A 24,938-nucleotide genomic window follows, 5' to 3' on the forward strand; every position below is an offset into this window, starting at 1 on the left:
GGACAACCCGCCCGCCGGGCGGCTCCGGCACGACCCGCCGCACCCCCAGCCCGTCCGGCGCTTGAGGACCCGCCCGCCCGGCGGGCCCCGCCCGCACCGGAGGTAGGTTCAAGAGGTGACCCAAGAACCCCCCGCGCCCACCGACCAGGACACCGCGGCCCCCGGCCGCATCGTGCTGCTCACCGCCAGCCACCGCGTAGCCCCCGGCCTCCTCTCCTGGCCCGCCTGGCAGACCCTGCACGCCGCCGACCGGGTCCTCTGCGCGGACCCCGCGCACCCCCAGCTCCCGTACCTCCGCGAGGCCGGCGTCACCGTCGAGCACACCGCGCCCACCGCCCAGGAGCTGGTGGAGGAGTGCACCGGCGGCCGTACGGTCGTGGTCCTGCCAACCGCCGGCGGCGACGGCACGGACACCGTCCTCACCGACGGCCTCGCCCGCCTGGCTGGCTCCGGCCGCGTCCAGATGCCGGACCTGGAGCTGCTCCCCGGCTCGTACGACCTCCCCGGCGCCCGGCTCCTCGACCTCGTCCAGGTCATGGACCGCATCCGCGCCGAATGCCCGTGGTCGTCGGTCCAGACGCACCAGGGCCTCGCCAAGTACGGCATCGAGGAGGCGTACGAACTGGTCGAGGCGATCGAGGACGGCGACGGCGACGAGCTGCGCGAGGAGCTGGGGGACGTCCTGCTCCAGGTGGTCTTCCACGCCCGCATCGCCCAGGACGGCCTGGACGACGACATCGAGCCGTTCTCCATCGACGACGTCGCGGGCACGCTCGTGGACAAGCTCATCCACCGCCACCCCCATGTCTTCGGCGACGAGACCGCCGAGACCCCCGAGGACGTCAAGGCGCACTGGCTGCGGACCAAGGCGATCGAGAAGCAGCGCGATTCGGTCACGGACGGCGTCCCGCTGGGCCAGCCAGGACTCGCCCTGGCGGCCAAGCTCGCGGGCCGGGTCCGTACGGCGGGACTGGACGTCCCGCCCCCGGCGGGCGACGGCATCGGCTACCAACTGCTCGCCCTGGCCATGGAGGCGGAGCGCACCGGCACCGACCCGGAGACGGCCCTGCGCGCCGCCGCCCGCACGTACCGGGACGCGATCCGCGCGGCGGAGGGCCTCACCGAATAGCCCGTACGCACCGCCCCGACCACCCCCGATTACTGTCAGGGCATGTCCACCCCCGATGTGCCCGAGCTCTTCACCTGGGAGTTCGCCACCGACCCCTATCCCGCCTACGCCTGGCTGCGCGAGCACGCGCCCGTCTACCGGACCGAGCTGCCCAGCGGCGTGGAGGCCTGGCTCGTCACGCGGTACGCCGACGCCAAGCGGGCGCTCGCCGACCCCCGGCTCTCCAAGAACCCCGTCCACCACGCCGGGTCGGCGCACGCCAAGGGGAGGACGGGGATTCCGGGGGAGCGCAACGCCGAGCTGATGACCCATCTGCTGAACATCGACCCGCCGGACCACACCCGGCTGCGGCGGCTCGTGTCCAAGGCGTTCACCCCCCGCCGCGTGGCTCAATTCGCGCCACGCGTGCAGGAGCTGACGGACCGTCTCATCGACGGCTTCGCGGCGAAGGGCGAGGCGGACCTCATCCACGACTTCGCCTTCCCCCTCCCCATCTACGCGATCTGCGATCTGCTCGGGGTGCCACGCGAGGACCAGGACGACTTCCGGGACTGGGCCGGGATGATGATCCGCCACGGCGGCGGCCCGCGCGGCGGCGTCGCGCGGTCGGTCAAGAAGATGCGGAACTATCTCGCCGAACTCATCCACCGTAAGAGGGAGAACCCCGGCGACGACCTGATCTCCGACCTGATCCGGTCGAGCGACCACGGCGAGCACCTCACCGAGAACGAGGCCGCCGCGATGGCCTTCATCCTCCTCTTCGCCGGGTTCGAGACCACTGTCAACCTCATCGGGAACGGTATGTACGCGCTGCTGCGCCACCCGGAGCAGCGCGCGCTGCTCCAGGCGTCGCTCGACGCGGGGGAGAGCGGCCTGCTGGCGACCGGCGTCGAGGAACTGCTGCGGTACGACGGGCCGGTGGAGCTGGCGACGTGGCGGTACGCCACCGAGCCGCTGACGCTCGGCGGGCAGGCGGTCGCGACCGGCGATCCCGTCCTTGTTGTCCTCGCGGCGGCCGACCGGGACCCCGCGCGGTTCGAGGATCCGGACCGGCTGGATCTCGCACGGCGTGACAACCAGCATCTCGGTTACGGACACGGCATCCACTACTGCGTCGGGGCGCCGCTCGCCCGGCTGGAAGGACAGGCCGCGCTCGGCACGCTGCTGACACGCCTGCCCGACGTGCGACTTGCGGGAGATCCGGCTGATTTGCGGTGGCGGGGAGGGCTCATCATGCGTGGATTGCGCACACTTCCGGTGCAGTTCACGCCTTTGCCCAGCTGACTTACAGCCCTGAAATGGCTGACGGACCGTCAGGATTGTGACTTTCACGTGATCTCCCCTGCATCGACTTGTGACAAGCGTTCGAGTCCGGCTACCTTCACCGACAGCTCAGCAGCCACACGCTGTAGTCGATTTCACGTGTGACGCTCCCTGCGTCGTACGGCACACGGAAGGCAACCGCATGTCCGCGAACGGCCGACACCGTCGCCCCCGCCAGGCGCCCGCTCTCATCGTCGCGGCGGGGGTGACCGGCTCCGCGATCGCCATTCCCCTGCTCGGCGCCACCTCCGCCAGCGCGGCGGACGCCTCCACCTGGGACCGCGTCGCCGACTGCGAGAGCGGGGGCGCGTGGAGCGCGGACCTCGGCAACGCTTATTTCGGCGGACTCCAGATCGCCCAGGAGACCTGGGACGACTTCGGCGGCGGGGACTACGCGACCCGCCCCGACCTCGCCAGCCGCTCGCAGCAGATAGCGGTCGCCGAGAAGATCCTCGACGCCCAGGGCCCGTCGGCGTGGGCCAGCTGCGCGCCCGTCGCCGGACTCCTGAAGAACACGGAGGAGCCCCAGGTCGACCCCGGAGCGGCTCCCGGGACGGTCGAGGAGTCCGCGAGCCCGGAGGCGTCCACCGACTCCGGCGGCGAGTCGGACACGGATCGGGCGGAAGGCTCCGACACCACCCCGACCAGCCCCGACAGCACCCCCTCCGGCAGCGCGAGGAGCGCGGGCGGCGAACGGGACGGCGGTGACGGTACGGAGAGCGGCGCCACGGACGCGGGCACCCCGAGGCCTTCCCGCTCGGCCACCCCCTCCTCCGGAGCCACCACGGACACCGTCAAGGGCAAGCACCGCGGCGGCGCGGCCCCCGAGGACCCGGCGAGCCCCGGCGCGACCGGCCTCACGCCGGACAACTCGGGCGAAGAGCGTGAATCCGGGCGTCACGCCTCCCGAGGTGACGGGGTGACACGTGACGCGGAAGGCGTGACGGCCGACGTCGCCGGCACCCCCGACGGCGAATACGTCGTCCGCCCCGGTGACTGTCTGTGGCGTATCGCGGACGAGAACGGCGTCGAGGGCGGCTGGTCCGCGCTCTACGAGGCGAACAAGGACGCGCTCGGCTCCGACCCCGACGTCATCCTGCCTGGCCAGACCGTTGATCTCAGCGTGAAGTAGGGGCAGTTGACGGTCCGCCCCCGGTCCGCCCCCGGTCCGCTTCCGGGGGCGGTTGGAGACCCTATGTCCACTTCTGCGCAAGTGAGACAAGGGTCTCTTTGTCTCAACAGGGGACCTTTGGCCCCCAGGTGGCACGTTTTCGGCCCTCACCTGCGAAAACACGGACGGAACACAGGGGAGTTCGGGCGATTTTTCCCTGATCGGGCTCTTTGGACATCGGGTGGACCTGTGTCTACGGTCTGAACCGCTCGCACCGCGGGCCCCGTCGACCGTCACGCCGAATCCTGCCGTCGGTCGGGGGGAGTAGTCGTCGCGTCAAGCGCCGAAGGCAGGAGCGGGGGACCCACAGGTTAGGTGCCGGCCCCGGCCGTCGAGAGACGTCCGGCGACCGGCTCGGGGTGAAGCCGCGTACAGCGAGGGCCGGGAGGCCCCTGTTGGCACGCGGCCGGGCAACTCACTTGGCCCGAACCCGACAGCTGACCTCGCAGGCGTCGGTGAGGAGATAGCTTCATGCTGCGTTCCAAGGCCAAGCACCGCCGTCCGTCCAAGGCCGTCCGTTACGCCACGCTCGCCGGGGTGACCGGTGCCGCCGTCGCGGTCCCGCTGCTGGGCGCCACGTCCGCCTCCGCCGCGACCACCGCCGAGTGGGACCAGGTCGCCGCGTGCGAGTCCGGCGGCAACTGGTCCATCAACACCGGCAACGGCTTCTACGGCGGCCTCCAGTTCACCCCGTCCACCTGGGCCGCGTACGGCGGCACCGCCTACGCCGCCCGCGCCGACCAGGCCTCCAAGTCCCAGCAGATAGCCGTCGCCGAGAAGGTCCTCGCGGGCCAGGGCAAGGGCGCGTGGCCGAGCTGTGGTGTGGGCCTCTCCGGCGCCTCGAACGACTCCGCCCCGGCCGCCCCGTCGCAGCCGGCCGAGCAGCCCGCCGCGCAGCCGCAGCAGTCCGCGCCGCAGCAGCAGTCCGCGCCGTCCACGCGCAGCGCCGAGCAGCCGGCCTCGCGCGGTGCGAGCCGTCCCACCACGATCAAGAAGGGTGACGGCGAGTACAAGGTCAAGTCCGGCGACACCCTGTCGAAGATCGCCGCCGGTCACCACGTCAAGGGTGGCTGGAAGAAGCTGTTCGACCTGAACAAGGACATCGTCACCGACGCGGACGTGATCTTCCCGGGCCAGCAGCTCCACCTGAGCTGAGCCCGGCGGGCTTGAGCCGAGCCGCCCGGTGAGCTGATCCGCTCTCCCCCGGGGCCGTCCGTCCCCCCTCGTGGCCCCACCCCGGACCACCCCGGCCCCGCGCGTTCTTCCCCCGTACGCGCGCGGGCCGGGGTTTCCACGTTCCGGCCGCGGGCCCGTTCGCCCCCGTGTCATCAGGATGACGTCTTCATTTCGTCCCAGCGGGCGGGCACCGGCCTGCCGACGGCCCGGGGCCGGTTAGGCTCGTGTCGCGCGGCCGAGCGGCCCCGCACCCAAAGCGTCACATCCCATGAAGGAGATGCTCGTGCCGTCCATCGACGTCGTCGTAGCCCGGGAAATCCTCGACTCCCGAGGCAACCCCACGGTCGAGGTCGAGGTCGGCCTCGACGACGGCAGCACCGGCCGTGCTGCTGTCCCCTCCGGTGCCTCCACCGGTGCGTTCGAGGCCCTTGAACTCCGCGACGGTGACCCCAACCGTTACCAGGGCAAGGGTGTCGAGAAGGCCGTCCTCGCCGTCATCGAGCAGATCGGCCCGGAGCTGGTCGGGTACGACGCCACCGAGCAGCGCCTCATCGACCAGGCGATGTTCGACCTGGACGCCACCCCGGACAAGTCGTCGCTCGGCGCCAACGCCATCCTCGGCGTCTCCCTCGCCGTCGCGCACGCCGCCTCCGAGGCCTCCGACCTGCCGCTCTTCCGCTACCTCGGCGGCCCGAACGCGCACCTGCTGCCCGTTCCGATGATGAACATCCTGAACGGCGGCTCGCACGCCGACTCGAACGTGGACATCCAGGAGTTCATGATCGCCCCGATCGGCGCGGAGTCCTTCTCCGAGGCCCTGCGCTGGGGCGCCGAGGTCTACCACACGCTCAAGCGCGTCCTGAAGGACAAGGGCCTGTCGACCGGCCTCGGCGACGAGGGCGGCTTCGCGCCGAACCTGGACTCCAACCGCGCCGCGCTCGACCTCATCCTCGAAGCCATCAAGGAGGCCGGTTACGCGCCGGGCCGCGACATCGCGCTCGCGCTCGACGTCGCCGCGTCCGAGTTCTACAAGGACGGAAAGTACGAGTTCGAGGGCAAGTCCCGCTCCGCCGCCGAGCTGACCGAGTACTACGAGGAGCTCGTCGCCTCCTACCCGCTGGTCTCCATCGAGGACCCGCTGTACGAGGACGACTGGGCCGGCTGGAAGGTCCTCACCGACAAGCTGGGCTCCAAGGTCCAGATCGTCGGCGACGACCTCTTCGTCACCAACCCCGAGCGCCTCGCCCGCGGCATCGAGGAGGGCTCCGCCAACGCCCTGCTCGTCAAGGTCAACCAGATCGGCTCGCTCACCGAGACGCTGGACGCCGTCGAGCTGGCCCAGCGCAGCGGCTTCAAGTGCATGATGTCCCACCGCTCCGGCGAGACCGAGGACGTCACCATCGCCGACCTCGCCGTCGCCACCAACTGCGGCCAGATCAAGACCGGCGCGCCCGCCCGCTCGGAGCGCGTGGCCAAGTACAACCAGCTGCTGCGCATCGAGGAGATCCTCGACGACGCCGCGGTGTACGCCGGCCGCAGCGCGTTCCCCCGCTTCAAGGGCTGACCGCGCCGCCCGGCGCCCTCCGACCGCGCCGGTCGGCAGGCGCCGACCAGCCCGTCGTCCGTACGTCCCCGTCCCCGGTCCCGTACCGTGTCCGGGGACGTACGTACGTGACAGGGGAGGCGGACCATGGCCGGGAACCGGGACCGGTTCTCCACCGCGACCAGGCTGCGGGTGCTCGGAGAGCAGACCGCGGCCCGTGTCTACCGCTCGCAGAACCGCCGCCAGGCCCGCCGCTCCCGGCTCACCGGACGCGCGGCCTTCCTCGCCCTCGTCGTCTGCACGCTGGTCGTCGCGCTCGCCTATCCGATGCGGCAGTACGTGTCGCAGCAGAACGAGATCGCCGACCAGGAGAGGCTCTCGCGCGAGGCGCGGCAGCGGGTGGAGGAGCTGCGCGACGAGAAGGCGCGTCTCCAGGACGACGCCTACATCGAGCGGCTGGCCCGCGAGCATCTCCACTACCTGATGCCGGGGGACACCGGCTACACGATGATCGACCCGGACGCGGCGCGCCAGGAACGCGAGGACCAGGGCGCGGCCGACCGCCCCTGGTACTCGAACGTGCTGGACAGTGTGGACAACGCGGACCGCCCGGACACGTAACACCGGACACGTCACACTCGACGCAGAACCTAGGCAGGCATGGACACGCCCCCTCCGCAGACCGAACGCACCGAGCCCACCGAGGCGGACGTCGCGGCTTTCAAGGAACAGCTGGGCCGCCCGCCCCGCGGGCTGCGGGCCATCGCGCACCGCTGTCCCTGCGGACAGCCGGACGTGGTCGAGACCGCCCCGCGGCTCCCCGACGGCACGCCCTTCCCGACGACGTACTACCTGACCTGCCCGCGCGCGGCCTCGGCCATCGGCACGCTGGAGGCGAACGGCGTCATGAAGGAGATGTCCGAGCGCCTCGCGACCGATCCCGGGCTGGCCGCCGCGTACCGCAAGGCCCATGAGGACTACCTGGCGCGCCGGGACGCCATCGAGGTCCTGGAGGGCTTCCCCAGCGCCGGTGGCATGCCGGACCGGGTGAAGTGCCTGCACGTCCTGGTCGGCCACTCGCTGGCGGCGGGCCCCGGCGTGAACCCGCTGGGGGACGAGGCGCTGGCGATGCTGCCGGAGTGGTGGCGCAAGGGCCCGTGCGTGACGCCGTGCGGGGCCACCCCGGGAGACGACCGGCCCACCGCCGAGGACAGCCGGCCCAGCGACGGGAGTCCCGCGTGACCAGGGTCGCGGCCATCGACTGCGGTACGAACTCGATCCGCCTGCTCGTCGCGGACATCGATCCCGGTACGGGCGAACTCACCGACCTGGACCGGCGGATGAGGATCGTCCGGCTGGGCCAGGGCGTGGACAGGACCGGCCGGCTCGCCCCCGAGGCGCTGGAGCGCACCTTCGCCGCCTGCCGTGAGTACGCGGCCGTCGTCGCGGAGCACGCGGTGGAGAGGGTCCGCTTCGTGGCGACCTCCGCCTCGCGCGACGCCGAGAACCGCGACGACTTCGTCCGCGGGGTCCTGGACATCCTGGGTGTCGAGCCCGAGGTCGTCACGGGCGACGAGGAGGCGGCCCTCTCCTTCACCGGCGCCACGAACGAGCTGGAGGTCCGGGACAGCTGCCTGGTCGTGGACATCGGCGGCGGCTCGACGGAGTTCGTCGTCGGCGACGACCGGGTCAGGGCGGGACGGTCCGTGGACATCGGCTGCGTACGGCTGACCGAGCGGCACCTCCTGCACGACGGCGTCCTCAGCGACCCGCCCACGGCCGCCGAGGTGGCCGCGATGAGGGCCGACATCGAGGCGGCCCTGGACCTGGCGGGGGAGAGCGTCCCGCTGGAGGAGCCGCGCACGCTGGTGGGGCTCGCCGGTTCGGTGACCACGGTCGCCGGGATCGCGCTGGACCTGCCCGCGTACGACTCCGCCGCGATCCACCGCTCCCGTATCCCCTTCGCGCGGGTGAAGGAGATCACCGAGCGCCTTCTCCGCGCCACGCACGACGAGCGGGCGGCGATCCCGGTGATGCACGAGGGCCGGGTCGACGTGATCGGCGCGGGCTCCCTGATCCTCCTGGTGATCATGGAAAGGACCGGCGCGACGGAGGTCGTCGTGAGCGAGCACGACATCCTCGACGGCATCGCCCACGGCGTCGCGGCGGACGTCCGGGGAGCCGCGCGGAGAGGCCCGCGAGAAACTTCGTGAAGTTCTTCACAAGGAAAACGGCTCGCTTGGGCGCTCTTCGTGTTCCGTAGGGCCGTCCGGTGGCCGAACAGGGTCCCCGGACCTCAATGCGACACAGTTCCGGGGGCGTTACACGCGCATGAACCCGAGGGGTGGTCCACTCCGTGTAAGAGGGAGAGGGGCAGCTCACGGGGGGTGAACAAGGCCTCACTCACCCCTCCGGTACGGTGCCGGAAAAGGGCCTCCCGGTAAGGCGGCCGCGCAGTGTAGCACGGGGTACCCAACACCTTGTGAAGGGGCTCACGAGCACCCCCTCCGAGGGGGGTGGATACTCGATGGCATGAGCACCACGGAGCGTCCCAGGATCCTCGTTGTAGGCGGTGGGTACGTAGGCCTGTACGCAGCTCGTCGCATTCTGAAGAAGATGCGCTACGGGGAGGCGACCGTCACGGTTGTCGACCCTCGCTCGTACATGACGTACCAGCCCTTCCTCCCCGAAGCTGCCGCCGGCAGCATCTCGCCCCGGCATGTCGTCGTCCCGTTGCGACGCGTGCTGCCCAAGGCGGAGGTGCTCACCGGCCGGGTCACGACCATCGACCAGGACCGCAAGGTCGCCACGGTCGCGCCGCTCGTCGGCGAGGCCTACGAGCTGCCCTTCGACTACCTGGTCGTCGCGCTCGGCGCGGTCTCCCGTACCTTCCCGATCCCCGGCCTCGCCGAGCAGGGCATCGGCATGAAGGGCATCGAGGAGGCCATCGGCCTGCGCAACCATGTGCTGGAGCAGCTGGACAAGGCCGACTCGACCACCGACGAGGAGGTCCGCCGCAAGGCGCTGACCTTCGTCTTCGTGGGCGGCGGCTTCGCCGGCGCGGAGACCATCGGTGAGGTCGAGGACCTGGCCCGCGACGCGGCCAAGTACTACTCGAACGTCACGCGCGAGGACATGCGGTTCGTCCTCGTCGACGTCGCCGACAAGATCCTCCCCGAGGTCGGCCCGAAGCTGGGCACGTGGGGCAAGGAGCACCTTGAGGGCCGCGGCGTCGAGATCTACCTCAAGACCGGCATGGACTCCTGCGTCGACGGTCATGTGGTGCTCAACAACGGCCTGGAGGTCGACTCCAACACGATCGTCTGGACGGCCGGCGTCAAGCCGAACCCGGCGCTCGCCCGCTACGGTCTCCCGCTCGGCCCCCGCGGCCACGTGGACACCAGCGAGAAGCTCCAGGTCCAGGGCACCGACTACATCTGGGCCGCCGGCGACAACGCGCAGGTCCCGGACATCGCCGCCCGCAAGGCCGGCGTGGAGAACGCCTGGTGCCCGCCGAACGCGCAGCACGCGCTCCGGCAGGCCAAGGTCCTCGGCGACAACGTGATGTCCGGCATGCGCGGCTTCCCGCAGAAGGACTACAGCCACGCCAACAAGGGCGCGGTCGCCGGTCTGGGCCTGCACAAGGGCGTCGCGATGATCGTCGCCGGCAAGGTGAAGATCAAGTTCAAGGGCCGGCTGGCCTGGTACATGCACCGTGGCTACCACGGCATGGCGATGCCGACCTGGAACCGCAAGATCCGGGTCTTCGCCGACTGGACGCTCGCGATGTTCCTCAAGCGCGAGGTCGTCTCGCTGGGCGCCATGGAGACGCCGCGCGAGGAGTTCTACGAGGCCGCGAAGCCGGCCCCGGCGGCCGCTGCCCCGCAGCCCGCGCAGGAGAAGGCCAAGGCCTCCTGACCGGCGGCGCCGGTACGACTGCGACCCGGTGAAGGGCCGCCCGCCATCCGTGGTGCGGGCGGCCCTTCACCGTGTCCTGGCCCGGTCCGGTCGGTACGTGCCCCGCCCCTGACCGGTGGGTCACCCCGCCCCGGCCGGGTACAACCGGAACAAAGTGCATGGTGAATGCAGGTATTTTGCCTTCTCATTGCGTGCTGTCGGGACTGCAAGTGACCGCCTCCGGTGTTTACGTGGTGTTGTGTATGTCCGGTATCCACCACCACGGAGGTGTACGCCATGGCCGACGCCGCGCCGCGGCTGACCACTCTTGCCGAAGAGTTGCTGGGGGCGCCGCTCCCGGTCCGTATCCGTGCCTGGGACGGCAGCGAGTCGGGCCCCCCGAACGCACCCGTCCTCATCATCCGCAACCGCCGGGCCCTGCGCCGACTCCTGTGGAAGCCCGGCGAAATGGGCCTGGCCCGCGCCTGGGTGGCCGGTGAGATCGACGTCGACGGCGACCTGTACGCGCTGCTGGAGCAGCTCGCCGGGATCATCTGGGAGCGCGGCGCCGACGCGAAGGACGCGGTCCATCCCGTACTGGACCCCCGGATGCGGGCCGCGGCCCGCGGGCTGGTCGCGATCGCGGGGCCGTGGCCGCCGCCCGCCCCGCCCCCCGAGGAGATCAGGCGGCGGCACGGCGCGACGCACACCAAGCGCCGTGACAAGGAAGCCATCAGCCACCACTACGACGTGGGCAACGACTTCTACGCCATGGTCCTCGGCCCGTCCATGGTCTATTCCTGCGCCTACTGGGACGCGGGCCCCGGCACCGGCGGCGCGCCCGACGCCGGCACCAGCCTGGAGGACGCGCAGCGCGACAAGCTCGACCTCGTCTGCCGCAAGCTCGCGCTCAAGAAGGGGGACCGGCTGCTCGACGTGGGGTGCGGGTGGGGCTCGATGGCCCTGCACGCGGCCCGCGAGTACGGCGTCCGGGTCACCGGCATCACCCTCTCCCGGGAGCAGGCCGCGTACGCGCGCGAGCGGATCGCGGAGGAGGGGCTCGCGGACCTGGTGGACATCCGCGTCCAGGACTACCGGGACGTCAAGGACGGTCCGTACGACGCCATTTCGTCCATCGGCATGGCCGAACACGTGGGTTCGGTCCAGTACCGCGAGTACGCGGACGATCTGTACGCCCTCCTCAAGCCCGGCGGGCGGCTGCTCAACCACCAGATCGCCCGCCGGCCGGAGAAGAACGAGGACGAGTACCGCATAGACGATTTCATCGACGCGTACGTCTTCCCGGACGGCGAACTGGCCCCGCTCGGCCGGACCGTCGCCACCCTGGAGGAGGCCGGCTTCGAGGCCCGTGACGTCGAGTCGATAAGAGAGCACTACGCGCTGACCCTGCGCCGCTGGGTGGCCAACCTGGAGAAGCACTGGGACCGCGCGGTCCGCGCCACCTCCCCGGGCCGCGCCCGCGTGTGGCGGCTCTACATGGCCGCGTCCGCCCTCTCCTTCGAGACCAACCGGATCGGGGTCAACCAGATCCTGGCCGTACGGCCTCCGGAGAACGGCGCGTCAGGGATGCCGCTGCGCGCCCGCGACTGGCGCTGACACAGGGGGCACTGACACAGCGCGGGGACAGAGCGCCGGACGGGCTCCAGGCCCGTCCGGCGCTCGTCTCTCTTCAGGGCGTCCTGAGGAGATGCGCTATTCGGTCTTGATCGCCGTCAGCATGTTCAGCCGCGCCGCGCTGCGCGCCGGCCACAGGGCGGCCAGTACGCCGACCACCCCGGCCAGCAGCAGGAAGATCCCGATCCGTTCCCACGGGACGACCAGTACGTACCCGGGGATCGAGCTCTTGATCGTCTGGCCGATCGCCCAGGCCAGGAACCCGCCCAGCGCCACCCCGATCACCGCGCCGAAGAGCGAGATGACCACGGCCTCCAGCCGGATCATCCGCTTCACCTTCGCCCGGTCGAGACCGATGGCCCGCAGCATGCCGATCTCCTGCTGCCGCTCGAAGACGGACATCGCCAGGGTGTTGACGACGCCGAGGACCGCGATGATCAGGGCCATCGCCAGCAGGCCGTACATGATGTTCAGCGCGGTGTTGATGAAGCCGCCGAAGGTGTTCCTGATGTCCTGCCGGTCCATGACGCTGATGCCGGGGTTGTCGCCCAGCGCGTCCACGAGCGCCTGTTCGTGAGCGGCGCTCGCGCCGCCGTCCGTCTTGACCCACACCTCGCCGATGTACGGCCGCGACTCGTGCGCCTTGACGACGTCCGTAGGAACGAGCATCGAATCGAGGAACTCGTTCTCCTCGAACGTGGCGCCGATCCGCAGCGAGCCCCGCTTCCCGTCGTCGTACGTCACCGGCAGGGTGTCACCGGTCCGCCAGTGGTTCGACTTCGCCATCTTGCCGGAGACCGCGATCTCGCCCTGGGCGAGAGTGTCCAGCGAGCCCGAGAGGGTGGCGACCGCGAACAGCTGCTGGATGTCCCCGGGGGTGACGGCCGAGGCGGAGTGGAACTTCCCCTTCACCTCGATGCCGGCGGACTGCTGCGGGGAGAGCGCGCTCACGCCCGGCGCCTTCTCCAGCGCGGCGACCGCCGACGGGTCCAGGCCGCCGCCGCTCGCCATCTGCACCATGTAGTCGGCGCGGATGTTGTCCGTGGTCGCCTTGTCCACGGCCCGGCCGACCGTCACCCCGATGACCGTGAGCCCGGTGACCAGCGTGAGGCCGATGGCCAGCGCGGAGGCGGTGGCTCCGGTACGGCGCGGGTTGCGCACCGCGTTCTGCGCCGCCAGCTTGCCGGAGACCCCGAACACCCCCCGGAGCAGCGGCCGTACGAGCGCGATGACCGGGCGCGAGAGCAGCGGGATGAGCACGATGACACCGATCATCGTCAGGAACGCGCCGGCCCCGATGAGCATCCGTCCGTCGGAGCCGGCGGCGGCGCCCGCGAAGATTCCGGCGGACCCGATGAGGGTCAGTCCGGCGCCGATCGAGTTCCGTACCACCAGCGACTTGGTGGTCACCAGGCCGTGCACGCTGCTCATCGCGGCGACCGGCGGGATCTTCGCCGCGCGGCGGGCGGGCAGCCAGGCGGCGAGCAGGGTGATCAGGACACCGACACCGAAGGCGGCGGCGACCGCCGTCGGGGAGACGACGAGCGGTCCGGCGGGGAGCTGCGCGCCGAACGAGCCCATGGCGGACCGCAGTCCGGTCGCCAGCCCCAGGCCGACGACAAAGCCGACCGCCGACGCGATCAGGCCGACCACCGCGGCCTCGGTCAGCACGGAGCGCTTGACCTGGCGGCGCGAGGCACCGACGGCACGCAGCAGGGCCAGCTCCCTGGTGCGCTGGGCGACGAGCATGGTGAAGGTGTTCGAGATGAGGAAGACGCCGACGAACAGCGCGATCGCGGCGAAGGCCAGCAGGATCTGGTTGAGGCCGGAGAGCCCGCTCTCGATGTCGGCGGCCTGGTCGTCGGCGAGCTGCTTGCCCGTCTGTGCCTCGGCGTTGTCCGGCAGGAGGCTCTTGACCCCGGCGAGCACGGCCGCGTCGGAGGCGCCCGGGTCGGCGCTGATGGTGGCGTCCTTGAAGAAGCCGGGCTCCAGGTAGAGCTTCTGTGCCACGGCGGTGTCGAAGAGGACGAGGCTGCCGCCCGCGTTGACCGCGCCGTCCTCGGTGGTGAAGACGCCGCTGAGGGTGAACTCGCGCACCGGGCCGTTGGTGCCGACCCGCACCGTGTCACCGACCTGGTACCCGCCCTTGTCGGCGGTGGTGCGGTCGAGGGCGACCTGGTTGTCCCGCTCGGGGCCCGCGCCCTCGGTGAAGGTGTAGGCGGGGTCCTCGCCGTCCTTGGCGGGGACGAAGTTGGAGCCGGTGTTGGACCAGCCGCTGCCGATCAGCTTGCCGTCCTGGTCCGCGACCCCGGCGAAGCCGTCGACCCGGCCGACGACGGAGGAGACGCCGTCCAGCGCGCCTATCTTCTTGAGGGTCGCGGCGCTGATGCCGGGGTTCCGGCCGCCGCCCTCTTCGCCGCCGCCGCCTCCCGGGCCTCCGTCGTCACGGCCTCCGTCGTCACGGCTGTCGTGCGAACTGACGGCGACGGAGACGTCCTTGTAGCTCTTGGCCGACTGGTTCCTGAAGGCGTTGCCGAGGGTGTCGGTGAAGACCAGGGTGCCGGAGACGAAGGCCACGCCGAGCATCACGGCGAGCACGGTCATCAGCAGCCTGGCCTTGTGCGCGAGCACGCTGCGCAGGGCGGTACGGAACATGGTGGGAGTCCTGGTGGGATGGGCCGGGTGGGACGGGGCGGGCCGGGCGGGTGCGGTCGTACGGCCGTGCTGGCGTGCGAAGGCGGTCGCGCGAAGGCGGTCCCGCGGTGACGGGTCGTGCGGTGACGGGTCGTGCGCCGGTGGTCGTACGACCCGTCAGCTCGTGCGGCCCTTGGCGTCGAACGCCTTCATCCGGTCGAGCACGCCGTCGGCGGTGGGGTGGAGCATCTCGTCGACGATCCGGCCGTCGGCGAGGAAGATCACCCGGTCGGCGTAGGACGCGGCCACCGGGTCGTGGGTCACCATGACGACCGTCTGGCCCAGCTCCCGCACGGAGTTGCGGAGGAAGCCCAGCACCTCGGCGCCCGCGCGCGAGTCCAGGTTCCCGGTCGGCTCGTCGCCGAAGATGATCTCCGGCTGCGAGGCCAGGGCGCGGGCGACGGCGACCCGTTGCTGCTGGCCGCCGGAGAGCTGGGTGGGCCGGTGGCCGAGCCGGTCGGCCAGGCCGATCATGGTGATGACCTGGTCGAGCCAGGCCTTGTCGGGCTTGCGGCCCGCGATGTCCATGGGAAGCGTGATGTTCTCCAGCGCCGACAGCGTGGGCAGCAGGTTGAACGCCTGGAAGATGAAGCCGATCTTGTCCCGGCGGAGCTGGGTGAGCTGCTTGTCCTTGAGGGAGCCCAGCTCGGTGTCCCCGATCCGTACGGACCCGGCGCTGAAGCTGTCGAGGCCGGCGACGCAGTGCATCAGCGTCGACTTGCCGGAACCGGACGGGCCCATGATGGCGGTGAACTCGCCCTGGCCGAAGTCCACACTGACCTGGTCGAGGGCGACCACCTGGGTCTCGCCCTGTCCGTAGACCTTCGACAGCCCGGAGGCGCGGGCGGCCACGGCGGTGGCGCGGTGGGCGAGCGGGGTGGTGGTCACGGCGGGGGACTCCTGTCGACGCGCTGAGTGGACCCCTTCATCGTCTCGGCCGTCCGGCGGCGGTGCGTCAGCCCCGATGCCCGTTCCCGGGGCCCTCTTGGGACTGACCGGAGCCCGTCCGGCTCCTCCTCGGGGATGACACCACCCCTGAGACAGGTACGACCTGCCCCCGGACAGGTACGACTTGAGTGACCGGGCGGCGACTTTTCGTCATTTCCGTACGCCGCAGTAGGTAATGACCACCCGCGCCCACCATGTGTCGATGGCTCATTCCATGTGCTGACGCACCCTCAGGTGTCAGTAAAATAAGACAACATCGGGCCATGGGGCTGAAATTCGGGGCGCGCGCCCCGATATGCTCGTGTGCCAACGCGGAGCCGCGCCACGCCCGGGTGGTGGAATGCAGACACGGCGAGCTTAAACCTCGCTGCCCCTCTCGGGGCGTACCGGTTCAAGTCCGGTTCCGGGCACATATCCGACTTTTCATTCCCCACCGGAAGCCCTCATTCCGGTCCGACGACTTCTCCGCCCGGGCCGGCCGGCCCGCCGTCGCTCCGCCGGTGTGATGGACGGCACCCGTTTCGGGTCACGATCCCGGAAAGATCCTCCCGGAGCAGTAGGGTGTTCCTTTTGCTCGCCCATTACTCTTGTGCCAAGGCCGCGCTGGGTGGCCATGGAGGAGTGAGATGAGGAGCACCAACCCGGTCTTCTCGCGGCGGGGCTTCAGCCGCGACAACGGCCAAGCGGGCTTCACCGCGGCACCGGCCGGGGGCCCCGCCGTAGGAACCAACCCCTACGCGACCAACCCTTACGCGCCTCAGCAGGGCACTCAGCTCGGCGGCCCGCAGGCGCCCGCCCGCGCGGACGTCATGACGATCGACGACGTCGTGGCCCGTACGGCCATGACGCTGGGCACGGTCGTGCTCACGGCGGTCCTGTCCTGGGTCCTGCTGCCGGTGGACGACGCGAACCTCGGGAAGTCGTACGGCATCGCCATCGGCGCCGCGCTCATCGCCTTCGTCTTCGCGATGATCCAGTCGTTCAAGCGCACGCCGGTCCCGGCGCTGATCTTCGCGTACGCCGCCTTCGAGGGTGTCTTCCTCGGGGTCATCAGCAACGCGGTGAGCACGTACATCTCGCCGGGTGTCGTGATCCAGGCCGTGCTCGGCACGATGGCGGTCTTCGCCGGCGTGCTGATCGCGTACAAGATGCGCTGGATCCGGGTCACCCGCCGTTTCTACGGCTTCGTGATGGCCGCGGCGATGGGCTTCCTGATCCTGATGGCGGTCAACGCGCTGTTCGCCCTGTTCGGCGGCGGTGACGGCCTCGGCTTCCGCAGCGGCGGCCTCGGCATTCTCTTCGGCGTGGTCGGCATCATCCTCGGCGCGTGCTTCCTGGCTCTGGACTTCAAGCAGGTCGAGGACGGCGTCGCGTACGGCGCTCCGCGCGAGGAGTCCTGGCTGGCGGCCTTCGGCCTCACCGTGACGCTCGTGTGGATCTACACGGAGATGCTGCGGGTCCTGTCGATCCTTCAGGGCAACGACTGACGCGGCGCACAGAACGGCTGACGGCGGCACAGAACGGCTGACGCGGCAACAGACAGACGCGAAGGGGTCCGTGGCAGGTGCCACGGACCCCTTCGCGTCGCCCGGGCGCGTAGGGTCGCGGCGTGCTCGATACAACGCCCCTGACGGCCGCCGTGGACCGATTCGCCGACCGCCTGCGGTCCGCCCCCCGCAGCAGGCTCCAGAGGGGCGCGGCGTCCGAGGCGCTGGCGCTGGCGAGGGAGCTGTCCGTACGGGCCCAGCGCCTCGAAGCGGCCGGCGACGCGAGCGGGGGTGGCGGTGGTGGCGACGCGAGCGGCGCCGGCCCAGCGCCGGAGCCCCGGCTCATGCCGGACGCCGGGGTCTTCGTGGTCGCGGACCAGCTGACCGTCGCCGCCGCCGACCTGGCCGAGGCATTGCGAACGGCCCCGTCCCTGGTGGAGCTGGACGAGGCCGTGAGGTCGGTCGAGCGGGCCGTGACCAGAGCGAAGCTCTGACGACTAGAGCGAAGCTATGACGCGGTCCGCGAGGATGTAGATGTGCTCCCCGGCGTCCCTGCCGGTGTCCGCGGCGGGACCGTCGGTCGAGAAGGTCAGCGTGTACGCCCCGGAGACTCCCGAGCCGCCCAGCAGGAACGGCGCGCCGCCCTGCCGCAGGGACTCGGCCAGCCGCTCCGCGGTCTCGCGGTGGCCGGGCGTCATGCAGAGCGTGGTGCCGTCGGTGAAGACGTAGACGTCGAGCGTGCCCAGCGGTCCCGGCCGTACGTCCGCCAGTGCCGTACGGGTCTCGGCGAGCTCTTCGAGCCGGGCGACGGTGCGTTCGTGGTCGGTGACCACGGGCGTCTGCACCGGTACGAAGTCCGGGTGCGAGGGGTGCCGGCGACGGGCGGCGGCCAGCTCGGGAGAGTCCTCGGCGTACTCGCCGGCGAACTCGCTCACCTCACTGACCTCGCTCAGGTCGGGCAGGTCGGCGAAGGTGTCGTCCGCGTCGGTGAACCCGCCGCCGTCGAGGGCGTCGAGGTCCAGGGAGTCCAGCGCGTCCACGGACTCCAGGGACTCCAGTCCGGCGAAGTCGGCCTGGCGGGGCACGTAGAAGGGGCCGCCCTCCTCGGTGCCGAGCCCGGCGAGACCGCCCAGCAGGGACGGGGTGTCGGCCGCGTCGCGGGCCTCCTGCGCGGCCCAGAAGGCACGCGCCTCGGCCAGCTCGCGCTCGCGCTCCTCGGCCAGGGCCTCGGCGACGGCGGAACGTATCTCCTCGGTCGGTGTGGCGCTTCTGGCCTGCGGTACGGACACGGCGGGCCCGGCGGGGTTCGCGGCCAGCTCACCGCGCAGGGCGGCCACCTCGCGGCGCAGCCCGTGGGCGGCGTGCAGTGCGGCGACTCCCACGGCCGTCGCGGCGGCCGTGGTCAGCAGCAGGGCAAGAGATGTGGCGCTCACTGACAACTCCCGGTCTCAATAGATACCCCCGACTTCCTACATCAGCTTGTCGTGGGTGCGGGGCCCGCCGTCAGTGCATTACGTCATGAATGGGACAGGTCTTTGGGCCTTAGGTTTAGTCTCCATCCGGACCTGACCGGCTCAAACGAATCTCCCCGTGGAAGAGGTCACATCCTGGGGGAGATTCAGTCACGACTGGGGATCGGCGAGGACCGGCAGGCTGGGACGGGGAGGCCCCGGGCGGCCTCCCCGTGCCTCTTCGTGCCAGGTCAGCGGCTCGCCGCCGTACCGAACACGGGCCGCCCCGGGCGGTCCGGGGGCGGCCCGGACGGGCTCAGCTCAGCCGCTCGATCACCATGGCCATGCCCTGGCCGCCGCCCACGCACATCGTCTCCAGGCCGAACTGCTTGTCGTGGAACTGGAGGCTGTTGATCAGGGTGCCGGTGATGCGGGCGCCGGTCATGCCGAAGGGGTGGCCGACGGCGATCGCGCCGCCGTTGACGTTGAGCTTCTCCAGGGGAACGCCCAGGTCACGGTAGGACGGGATGACCTGCGCGGCGAAGGCCTCGTTGATCTCGACCAGGTCGATGTCGCCGATGGTCAGCCCGGCGCGGGAGAGCGCCTGTCGGGACGCCTCGACCGGGCCGAGGCCCATGATCTCCGGCGACAGGCCGGTGACACCGGTGGAGACGATCCGGGCCAGCGGGGTCAGCCCCAGGTCACGGGCCTTGGTGTCGGACATGATCACCAGAGCGGCGGCGCCGTCGTTCAGCGGGCAGCAGTTGCCCGCCGTGACCAGGCCGTCGGGGCGGAACACGGGCTTGAGGGACTGCGTGCCCTCCAGGGTGACGCCCGCGCGCGGGCCGTCGTCCTTGGTCACCACCGTGCCGTCGGGGGTGGTGACGGGGGTGATCTCCCGCTCCCAGAAGCCGTTCTTGAGGGCTTCCTCGGCGAGGTTCTGGGACCGTACGCCGAACTCGTCCATGTCCCGGCGGGTGACGCCCTTGAGGCGGGCCAGGTTCTCCGCCGTCTGCCCCATCGCGATGTACGCGTCCGGGACCAGGCCGTCCTCGCGCGGGTCGTGCCAGCTCGCGCCCTCGCTCTGGGCGACCTCCGCCGTACGCGCCTCGGCGTCCGCGAAGAGCGGGTTGTGCGTGCCGGGCATGCCGTCCGACGAGCCGTTGACCTGGCGCGACACCATCTCGACGCCGGCGGAGACGAAGACGTCGCCCTCGCCCGCCCTGATCGCGTGCATCGCCATGCGGGAGGTCTGGAGCGACGAGGAACAGTAGCGGGTGATCGTGCAGCCGGGGAGGTGGTCCATGCCCATCTGCACGGCGACGATGCGGCCGAGGTTGTGCCCCTGCTCGCCGCCGGGCAGCCCGCAGCCCAGCATCAGGTCGTCGATGTCGTGCGGGTCCAGCTCCGGGATCTTGTCGAGCGCGGTCCGGATGATCGTGGCGGTCAGGTCGTCGGGCCGCAGCTCCTTGAGCGAGCCCTTGAAGGCCCGGCCGATGGGGGAACGGGCGGCAGAGACGATCACGGCTTCGGGCATCGGACGGCTCCCAGGGTGCTGGACGGCGAAAGCGGGACTCTCTGGGAAGTTACCCGTACGTAGCGCTCGGGTCACCGAGCCGGCCGTGTGATGCGGACCTCTTTTCTAAGCGCTTGCTCAGCTGGGGTGGTGCGGGCGCAGGGTGCGGGGGCGTACACGTAGCGCACGCGTACGCCCGGCGTACCGGGGCGCGCGGTCGGTTTCTGTTACGCACCGGATCGCGGCCCGACTCTGGCGCGATTCGCGCGCCACCGTCCCCGGGCGGTGGCCGCCCATGATCGGTATGCGCCACTCCCTCCATACCGGTGGCGCGCGGCCGTCAGGTCTGCTGGGGGGTCGTCCCCTGGCGCGCCCTGCGGGCCCGGCGCGCCTCGGCGGGGGTCTCGGCGTCCGGGTCCGCGACGCTCGCGCCCCGGGGGGTGGTGTTGTGCGGGGCGGCCTCCTGGGAAGCGAGGTCCTGGGCAGCCGCGTCCTCGTCCTGGGAGGCCGCCTCCTGGGGGGCCACGTCCACCGGCGTGACCGGGTGCCTGCGCCGCCGGTGTTTCAGCAGGGCCCACGGCCCGCGCGCCCCCGTGACCTCCGTGCCCGCCCGGGACGCGGCGGCCGAGGCGGCCTTGGCCACCGGGAGCATGTCCTCGTCGCGCGACACGTCGAGGTGATCGGTCTCCGGCCACAGGCCCAGCACCGCGCACAGTGTCGGCAGGACGGCCATCGACGCCGTCGCGTACCCCTCGGCCGACGGGTGGTAGTTGTCAGGACCGAACAGCTCCCGGGGGTTCTCCGCGAACTCGGGCCCGAGCAGGTCGCCCAGCGAGACCGTACGGGCCCCCTGCTGGACCGCCACGATCGTCTGCGCCGCCGCCAGTTGCCGGCTCACCCGGCGGGCCAGATAGCGCAGCGGCTGGTACACCGGCTCGATCGTGCCGAGGTCGGGACAGGTCCCCACGACCACCTCGGCGCCCGCCGTCCGCAGCCGCCGTACCGCCGCCGACAGGTACCGCACCGAGCGGGTCGCCGACATCCGGTGGGTGACGTCGTTGGCACCGATCATGATCACGCAGACCTCCGGCGGCTCCGCGCCGGACAGCAGGAGCGTCACCTGCCGGTCCAGGTCGTCGGAGCGCGCCCCCGGCAGCGCCACGTTCCGCAGGTCCACCGGCCGCTCCGCGACCGCCGCCAGCCCCGAGGCCAGCAGCGCCCCCGGGGTCTGCCCCGCCCGGCGCACGCCCTGCCCCGCCGCCGTCGAATCGCCCAGCATGCCCATCCGCAGCGGATCGGTGTGCCCGAAGGCCAGTCCGTACCACCCGTTGCCGCTCGGCGGTACGGGTGCGATCCCGCCGCCCACCGACCGCTTCGCCAGCTGCGCCTCCGCCAGCAGGATCCCCACGCCGGCCGCGCCGATCAGGCCGATGCTCCCGCCCCCGTAGGCCGCGCCCGCCGCGATCCGCCGTGCCACCCTCGCCCTCGACACAGTCCGAGCCACCTCCTCCTCGCCGCACGCCGTACGCCGCGCGCCCTACGCGTGAGTACGTACACCAGCTAACTGCCCCGTAAGGCCCGTCGCCCAATCTCGCGCGTCTCCGCATACGCTGGCCGGACCATCACGGAGACCCCGGAGACATACGGTGCAATTCCACGACTCGATGATCAGTCTGGTTGGCAATACCCCGCTGTTGAAACTGAACAGCGTGACCACGGGCATTCGGGCGACAGTCCTTGCCAAGGTCGAATACTTCAACCCGGGCGGTTCGGTGAAGGACCGGATCGCCCTGCGCATGATCGAGGCGGCGGAGCAGAGCGGAGAGCTCCAGCCGGGCGGCACGATCGTCGAACCGACCAGCGGCAACACCGGCGTCGGACTCGCGATCGTGGCCCAGCAGAAGGGCTACAAGTGCGTCTTCGTGTGCCCTGACAAGGTGTCCACGGACAAGATCAACGTCATGCGCGCGTACGGCGCCGAGGTCGTCGTCTGCCCGACGGCGGTCGACCCCAGCCACCCGGAGTCGTACTACAACGTCTCCGACCGGCTGGTCGCGGAGACGCCGGGCGCCTGGAAGCCGGACCAGTACAGCAACCCGAACAACCCCCGCTCGCACTACGAGACCACCGGTCCGGAGCTGTGGGAGCAGACAGAGGGGAAAATCACCCATTTTGTGGCCGGTGTGGGCACCGGCGGCACCATCTCGGGCACCGGCCGCTACCTCAAGGAGGTCAGCGGCGGCAGCGTGCGCGTCGTCGGCGCCGACCCCGAGGGGTCCGTCTACTCGGGCGGCTCGGGCCGGCCGTACCTGGTCGAGGGGGTCGGTGAGGACTTCTGGCCGACGGCGTACGACAGCACGGTGACGGACGAGATCGTCGCCGTCTCCGACAAGGACTCGTTCCGGATGACCCGCCGGCTCGCCAAGGAGGAGGGGCTGCTCGTCGGTGGCTCCTGCGGGATGGCGGTCGTGGCGGCGCTGAAGGTCGCCGAGGGGCTCGGCCCCGACGACGTCGTGGTCGTCCTGCTGCCGGACAGCGGGCGCGGCTACCTCAGCAAGATCTTCAACGACGAGTGGATGAACGACTACGGGTTCCTGGAGCAGACCGGGGGCGCGGCGGCCGTCGGTGACGTCCTGCGGCACAAGGAGGGCCCCATCCCGACGCTCCTCCACATGCACCCGGAGGAAACGGTCGGCCAGGCCATCGAGGTCCTGCGGGAGTACGGCGTCTCCCAGATGCCCATCGTGAAGCCGGGCGCGGGACACCCGGACGTGATGGCCGCCGAGATCATCGGCTCGGTGGTCGAACGGGACCTCCTGGACGCGCTGTTCACCCAGCGGGCCGCGCTCGGTGACGCGCTGGAGAAGCACATGTCGGGGCCGCTGCCGCAGGTCGGTTCCGGTGAGGCGGTGGCCGACCTGATGGCCGCGCTGAGCGGCTCGGACGGCGCCGACGCGGCGATCGTGCTGGTGGAGGGGAAGCCGACCGGTGTCGTGAGCAGGCAGGATCTGCTGGCGTTCCTGTCCAAGGACGTGCCCCACCCGGCACATTGACCCGGGGTTTCGCGCATTCGCGAAAGTGGTACGAGGGCGACACGTCCACGCAGCACCCGCTTAACACGCGTACGGCACATTGGTTGTTGTCGGCGTCACGGACTACGGAGCGGCTCCCGGACCTCCATGGACGCCCAGGACACGAGAACCGGCCCTGACCCGGATCGTGTCCCTCGCGGGGACCGTCGTCGTCCCGCCCCCCAGCAATGGGGGTGCGGCGGTCCCCGCGCTTACTTTTTCCCGGACGCGCTCACGTTTCCCGTTTTCCCCCCGTTTCCTTGGCTTCCGGGCGCGGGACCGCGCCTGTCAGTCCTCCCAGTCGGATTCGCGCCGCCGCCGTGCGGCCCACGGCCAGCCGTGCGACGAATGCACCGTGTTGACCGCCACGATGCCCAGCCAGCACACGACCAGCCCCTTGGTGCCGGCCACGGCGGCGATCGCGGACAGCGGGATGGCGAGGATCAGCGAGATGATGCCGAACCCGAACCGCTCCCCGAACCCCTGGGGCCCGGCCGGCGAGCGGCTGCTGCGGGCCGCCGACATCTGCTGTTCGGCGAGCTGGCGCCGTACCCGGCGGTCGACCGTCCCGTCGAGGCGCTGCTCGACCTTCTCCAGGAACGACTCGACGAGCGCGGGCTCGTACTCCGCCCCCAGCTCCCGGCGGGCCTGAAGGGTCGCGTCGAGCTCCTTCTTGAGCTCAGGATCGAAGGCTTCCATGCGGACCACCGTACGAAGCGGGAGTGCTTCCGGTCCCTGGGGGTAACCCCCCATTTCCCGGTCCCCGGGACGGGCCGGCTCCGACGCCCAGGCATTCGCCTCACGTTCACCCGGTGAACATCCTGCGCTCAGCGGGCGGCGACAACATCGGCAGACTCGAACGGCCCTTCCGTCGGAAGACATCCAAGGAGACCCGTGAAGATCCTCCGCAAGATCTCGTCAGCCGCACGCCGGGCGCAGCCGGGCTCCGGCCGGCCGGCCGCCGCCCCGCGCGGCACCCGGATCCAAGACCTCGACGCGGCGAACCGGGCGACCGCGGCGGAGGCCGCGCGCGTCCGGCCGGTCACGACCACCGAGATCCTCAACACCCACCGCAAGGCCTTCCCCCACCACGGGTGGGTGGAGATCGACTCGGGCCTCTGTCCGCCGTTCGTCATGTTCTGCGCGAACGACGAGGCCGTCGCCCTCGACACCGTGTGGAACGGCCGCTTCGGCTACGAGTCGGCGAGCCTCTACCACTGGAGCCGTCTCGCCGCCGGCAGCCGTACGGTCCTCGACGTCGGCGCGCACGTCGGCTACTACGCGATGATCGCGGCCCTCTCCGCCCCCAAGGCCAAGGTGCACGCCTTTGAGCCGGTCCCGCCCATCCACGCCAGGCTGGCCGTCAACCACCGGGTGAACGGCGTCAAGAACCTGGTGCTGCACCAGAAGGGCGTCTCCGACCACGTGGGGTTCGCGGACATCAACATCCGCTTCCCGCTGGTGAACCTGCTCTCCACCGGCTCCTCCCTGGAGGACTTCACCAAGCCCGTGGCCAGCGCGATCACCAGCCGGGTGCAGCTGGTCTCCCTGGACGACGCCCTGGGGGACACCCCGATCGACCTGATCAAGATCGATGTCGAGGGCCACGAGCCGAGTGTCCTCGCCGGGGCCCGGCACCTCCTCAAGCGCGACCGGCCCGTCGTCATCCTCGAAGCGCTCCAGTCGACGCTGCTCGACCAGCTCACCGAGCCCTTCCGGGACCTCGACTACACCTTCCGCTGGATCTCGGAGTCCGACCGCCGGCTCGTGCCGATCGCCGAGGGACGCCCGGGCAAGAGCCGCAACCTGATCTTCGCGCCCCGGGAGAAGGAGTACGCCTGACCACGGTGCCGTGACCCTGCCCTGACCTTCGGGAGAAGGGCTGCGCCCGACGGCT

At 71.0% G+C, this 24,938-nt stretch carries 20 protein-coding genes, 1 tRNA gene and 1 riboswitch; of the genes, 15 read left to right on the plus strand and 6 right to left on the minus strand.

Annotation, left to right across the window (positions count from 1 at the left end):
• Nucleotides 1-115: 115 nt before the first annotated feature.
• The 10 genes from OG349_RS22270 to OG349_RS22315 all read left to right on the plus strand — a co-directional run bounded on the left by OG349_RS22270 (nt 116) and on the right by OG349_RS22315 (nt 11,856).
• Nucleotides 116-1,129, plus strand: a complete 1,014-nt coding sequence (locus tag OG349_RS22270) for a nucleoside triphosphate pyrophosphohydrolase (RefSeq protein ID WP_327236284.1) — start codon at nt 116-118, stop codon at nt 1,127-1,129.
• A gap of 42 nt (nt 1,130-1,171) precedes the next feature.
• Nucleotides 1,172-2,413, plus strand: coding sequence for a cytochrome P450 family protein (locus OG349_RS22275; RefSeq protein ID WP_327236285.1), 1,242 nt, complete (start codon nt 1,172-1,174; stop codon nt 2,411-2,413).
• 181 nt (nt 2,414-2,594) lie between these two features.
• The gene (locus OG349_RS22280) at nt 2,595-3,584 is read left to right on the plus strand and encodes a transglycosylase family protein (RefSeq protein ID WP_327236286.1); all 990 of its coding nucleotides are present in this window, start codon (nt 2,595-2,597) and stop codon (nt 3,582-3,584) included.
• Nucleotides 3,585-3,894: 310 nt separating this feature from the next.
• Nucleotides 3,895-4,090: riboswitch (cyclic di-AMP (ydaO/yuaA leader) on the plus strand.
• Between the two features lie 4 nt (nt 4,091-4,094).
• Nucleotides 4,095-4,778 carry a transglycosylase family protein gene (locus OG349_RS22285; protein ID WP_327236287.1) on the plus strand — a complete coding sequence of 228 codons (684 nt, stop codon included), beginning with the start codon at nt 4,095-4,097 and terminating at the stop codon, nt 4,776-4,778.
• Between the two features lie 298 nt (nt 4,779-5,076).
• The gene (gene eno / locus OG349_RS22290) at nt 5,077-6,363 is read left to right on the plus strand and encodes a phosphopyruvate hydratase (protein ID WP_161311171.1); all 1,287 of its coding nucleotides are present in this window, start codon (nt 5,077-5,079) and stop codon (nt 6,361-6,363) included.
• 126 nt (nt 6,364-6,489) lie between these two features.
• The gene (locus tag OG349_RS22295) at nt 6,490-6,963 is read left to right on the plus strand and encodes an FtsB family cell division protein (protein ID WP_327236288.1); all 474 of its coding nucleotides are present in this window, start codon (nt 6,490-6,492) and stop codon (nt 6,961-6,963) included.
• 39 nt (nt 6,964-7,002) lie between these two features.
• Nucleotides 7,003-7,584 (plus strand): DUF501 domain-containing protein, encoded by a 582-nt coding sequence (locus tag OG349_RS22300; protein ID WP_327236289.1) that lies wholly within the window; start codon nt 7,003-7,005, stop codon nt 7,582-7,584.
• On the plus strand, nt 7,581-8,555 hold the full coding sequence (locus OG349_RS22305; protein WP_327236290.1) for a Ppx/GppA phosphatase family protein: 975 nt from the start codon (nt 7,581-7,583) through the stop codon (nt 8,553-8,555). Before OG349_RS22300 ends, OG349_RS22305 begins: the two co-directional genes overlap by 4 nt.
• Before the next feature lie 319 nt (nt 8,556-8,874).
• The gene (locus OG349_RS22310; RefSeq protein WP_327236291.1) at nt 8,875-10,260 is read left to right on the plus strand and encodes an NAD(P)/FAD-dependent oxidoreductase; all 1,386 of its coding nucleotides are present in this window, start codon (nt 8,875-8,877) and stop codon (nt 10,258-10,260) included.
• Between the two features lie 276 nt (nt 10,261-10,536).
• Complete coding sequence (locus OG349_RS22315; RefSeq protein WP_327236292.1) at nt 10,537-11,856, plus strand: cyclopropane-fatty-acyl-phospholipid synthase family protein; 1,320 nt, start codon at nt 10,537-10,539, stop codon at nt 11,854-11,856.
• 96 nt (nt 11,857-11,952) lie between these two features.
• Here the strand turns inward: OG349_RS22315 and OG349_RS22320 are convergent, their stop codons facing one another.
• Together OG349_RS22320 and OG349_RS22325 are read right to left on the minus strand one after the other, a co-directional pair.
• Nucleotides 11,953-14,529, minus strand: coding sequence for an ABC transporter permease (locus tag OG349_RS22320; protein ID WP_327236293.1), 2,577 nt, complete (start codon nt 14,527-14,529; stop codon nt 11,953-11,955).
• 156 nt (nt 14,530-14,685) lie between these two features.
• Complete coding sequence (locus OG349_RS22325; protein ID WP_327236294.1) at nt 14,686-15,456, minus strand: ABC transporter ATP-binding protein; 771 nt, start codon at nt 15,454-15,456, stop codon at nt 14,686-14,688.
• A gap of 386 nt (nt 15,457-15,842) precedes the next feature.
• Between OG349_RS22325 and OG349_RS22330 the strand changes: the two genes are divergently transcribed.
• From OG349_RS22330 to OG349_RS22340, 3 genes are all read left to right on the plus strand, one after another.
• Nucleotides 15,843-15,926: transfer RNA gene (locus OG349_RS22330), tRNA-Leu, on the plus strand.
• Between the two features lie 216 nt (nt 15,927-16,142).
• Complete coding sequence (locus tag OG349_RS22335; protein ID WP_327236295.1) at nt 16,143-17,003, plus strand: Bax inhibitor-1/YccA family protein; 861 nt, start codon at nt 16,143-16,145, stop codon at nt 17,001-17,003.
• A gap of 122 nt (nt 17,004-17,125) precedes the next feature.
• The gene (locus tag OG349_RS22340; protein ID WP_327236296.1) at nt 17,126-17,497 is read left to right on the plus strand and encodes a hypothetical protein; all 372 of its coding nucleotides are present in this window, start codon (nt 17,126-17,128) and stop codon (nt 17,495-17,497) included.
• A gap of 3 nt (nt 17,498-17,500) precedes the next feature.
• Here OG349_RS22340 and OG349_RS22345 read toward each other — a convergent pair whose 3' ends face one another.
• The 3 genes from OG349_RS22345 to OG349_RS22355 all read right to left on the minus strand — a co-directional run bounded on the left by OG349_RS22345 (nt 17,501) and on the right by OG349_RS22355 (nt 21,447).
• Nucleotides 17,501-18,436, minus strand: coding sequence for a hypothetical protein (locus OG349_RS22345; RefSeq protein ID WP_327236297.1), 936 nt, complete (start codon nt 18,434-18,436; stop codon nt 17,501-17,503).
• A gap of 334 nt (nt 18,437-18,770) precedes the next feature.
• Nucleotides 18,771-19,991: an acetyl-CoA C-acetyltransferase gene (locus tag OG349_RS22350; protein ID WP_327236298.1), complete on the minus strand. Its 1,221-nt coding sequence runs from the start codon at nt 19,989-19,991 to the stop codon at nt 18,771-18,773.
• Nucleotides 19,992-20,310: 319 nt separating this feature from the next.
• Nucleotides 20,311-21,447 carry an SGNH/GDSL hydrolase family protein gene (locus OG349_RS22355; protein WP_327238668.1) on the minus strand — a complete coding sequence of 379 codons (1,137 nt, stop codon included), beginning with the start codon at nt 21,445-21,447 and terminating at the stop codon, nt 20,311-20,313.
• 169 nt (nt 21,448-21,616) lie between these two features.
• On the opposite strand from OG349_RS22355, the gene OG349_RS22360 reads away from it, so the two are divergent.
• Nucleotides 21,617-23,023 (plus strand): cystathionine beta-synthase, encoded by a 1,407-nt coding sequence (locus OG349_RS22360; RefSeq protein WP_327236299.1) that lies wholly within the window; start codon nt 21,617-21,619, stop codon nt 23,021-23,023.
• Nucleotides 23,024-23,329: 306 nt separating this feature from the next.
• Here the strand turns inward: OG349_RS22360 and OG349_RS22365 are convergent, their stop codons facing one another.
• Nucleotides 23,330-23,740 (minus strand): hypothetical protein, encoded by a 411-nt coding sequence (locus OG349_RS22365; RefSeq protein ID WP_327236300.1) that lies wholly within the window; start codon nt 23,738-23,740, stop codon nt 23,330-23,332.
• Between the two features lie 195 nt (nt 23,741-23,935).
• On the opposite strand from OG349_RS22365, the gene OG349_RS22370 reads away from it, so the two are divergent.
• Nucleotides 23,936-24,883 carry an FkbM family methyltransferase gene (locus OG349_RS22370; RefSeq protein ID WP_327236301.1) on the plus strand — a complete coding sequence of 316 codons (948 nt, stop codon included), beginning with the start codon at nt 23,936-23,938 and terminating at the stop codon, nt 24,881-24,883.
• Nucleotides 24,884-24,938: the final 55 nt, after the last annotated feature.

The organism is Streptomyces sp. NBC_01317 (assembly GCF_035961655.1).
In the GTDB taxonomy this organism is placed as follows: domain Bacteria; phylum Actinomycetota; class Actinomycetes; order Streptomycetales; family Streptomycetaceae; genus Streptomyces.